Annotated in this window: 1 pseudogene; it reads right to left on the bottom strand. The window is 63.5% G+C overall.

Annotated elements, in window-relative coordinates:
• Positions 1-1,997, bottom strand: a pseudogene (locus HP499_RS23625) (hypothetical protein); the annotation flags it as partial.
• Between the last annotated feature and the right edge of the window lie 135 nt (positions 1,998-2,132).

Raw genomic sequence — 2,132 nt, forward strand, 5'->3', positions numbered from 1 at the left:
GTGGTCGTGGCGCTGTTGGCGACATGACCGGCGTCGATATCAGCCTGCGTGATGGCGTACGTTGCCGTAGCCGTCACCGTCTGGCCCGGGAGCAGCTCGCCGGGGGTACCCGGCCATACGTACTCAAGGGGAGACAGGCCAGCCAACGGGTCATTGATGACCACACCGGTCAGCTTGACGTTTCCGCTGTTCTTCGCCGTGAACGTGTAGGTGATCAGGTCACCTGCAACGGACGGGTCCTGGATGGCGGAGGCATCGGCCGACTTGCTGAACTGCATCGCCGGAGCCGGGGTCAACGGAGTATCCGTGGTTCCCGGAGGAGGCGTCACAGGAGGACCAACCGGCGGGGTGCCGGTGGTGGTTGCCGAGTTCGCAACATGTCCGGCGTCGATATCAGCCTGGGTGATGGCGTACGTTGCCGTAGCCGTCACCGTCTGACCGGGCAGGAGGGTTCCTGCTGCGCCGGGCCAGGTGTAGGTCAGCGCCGAGAGGCCAGCCAGCGGATCCGTGATGGAAACGTTGGTCAGAGTCACGTTGCCGCTGTTCTTGGCCGTGAAGGAGTAGGTGATCAGGTCACCAACCACTGCCGGATCCTGGATAGCGGATGCGTCCGAGGACTTGGTGAACTCCATGGCCGGGCCCGGGGTCAACGGAGTATCCGTTGTTCCCGGAGGAGGCGTCACCGGCGGACCAACAGGCGGTGTGCCCGTAGTGGTTGCCGAGTTCGCCACGTGACCGGCGTCGATATCAGCCTGGGTGATAGCGTACGTTGCCGTAGCCGTCGCTGTCTCACCGGGCAGCAGTGTTCCTGCTACGCCCGGCCAGGTGTACGTCAGCGCCGAGAGGCCAGCCAGCGGATCCGTGATGGATACGTTGGTCAGAGTCACGTTGCCGCTGTTCTTGGCCGTGAAGGTGTAGACGATGCGATCGCCCACAACTGAAGGGTCCTGAACACCGGAGGCATCAGCCGATTTGCTGAACTCCATGGCCGGAGCCGGAGTCAGCGGGGTATCAGTACCAGCCGGAGGAGGCGTCACTGCGGGACCGGTGGGCGGAGTGCCCACGGTGGTTGCAGTGTTCGCGACGTGGCCCGCATTGATGTCAGCCTGGGTAATCGCATACGTTGCCGTAGCAGTCACCGTCTGGCCCGGCAGCAGCTCGCCAAGAGTTCCCGGCCAGGTGTATTCCAGTGCCGAGAGGCCCGGCAGCGGGTCATTGATGACCACACCAGTGAGCTTCACATTGCCCGTGTTCTTGGACGTGAAGGTGTAGGTGATCTGGTCGCCTACAACCGACGGATCCTGGATTGCCGAAGCATCAGCTGTCTTGGTGAACTCCATGGCCGGAGCCGGGGTCAACGGAGTATCCGTGGTTCCCGGAGGAGGCGTCACAGGAGGACCAACCGGCGGAGTGCCCGTGGTGGTCGCCGCATTGGCAACGTGACCCGCGTCGATATCAGCCTGCGTGATGCTGTACGTAGCCGTAGCCGTCACGCTCTGACCCGGAAGCAACTCGCCCGGAGTACCCGGCCAGGTGTAGGTCAAAGCCGACAGACCAGCCAGCGGGTCAGTGATGACCACACCGGTGAGCTTGACGTTGCCCGTGTTCTTCGAGGCGAAGGTGTACGTAATAACGTCACCCACAACCGACGGATCCTGGACAGCTGAGGCGTCAGCAGACTTGCTGAACTCCATAGCCGGAGCCGGGGTCAACGGAGTATCCGTGGTTCCCGGAGGAGGCGTGACAGGAGGACCAACCGGCGGAGTGCCCGTGGTCGTGGCGCTGTTCGCGACATGACCGGCGTCGATATCAGCCTGCGTGATGGCGTACGTTGCCGTAGCCGTCACCGTCTGACCCGGAAGCAACTCGCCCGGAGTACCCGGCCACGTGTAGGTCAAAGCCGACAGACCAGCCAGCGGGTCAGTGATGACCACACCGGTGAGCTTGACGTTGCCCGTGTTGGTGGACGTGAACGTGTAGGTGATCTGGTCACCCACAACAGACGGATCCTGGATCGCCGAAGCATCAGCAGACTTGCTGAACTCCAAAGCCGGGCCAGGGGTCAACGGGGTATCCGTACCAGCCGGCGGCGGCGTCACCGCGGGACCGGTGGGCGGAGTGCCCGTGGTGGT

It is taken from the genome of Paenarthrobacter sp. CM16 (assembly GCF_013179505.1).
Lineage (GTDB): Bacteria > Actinomycetota > Actinomycetes > Actinomycetales > Micrococcaceae > Arthrobacter.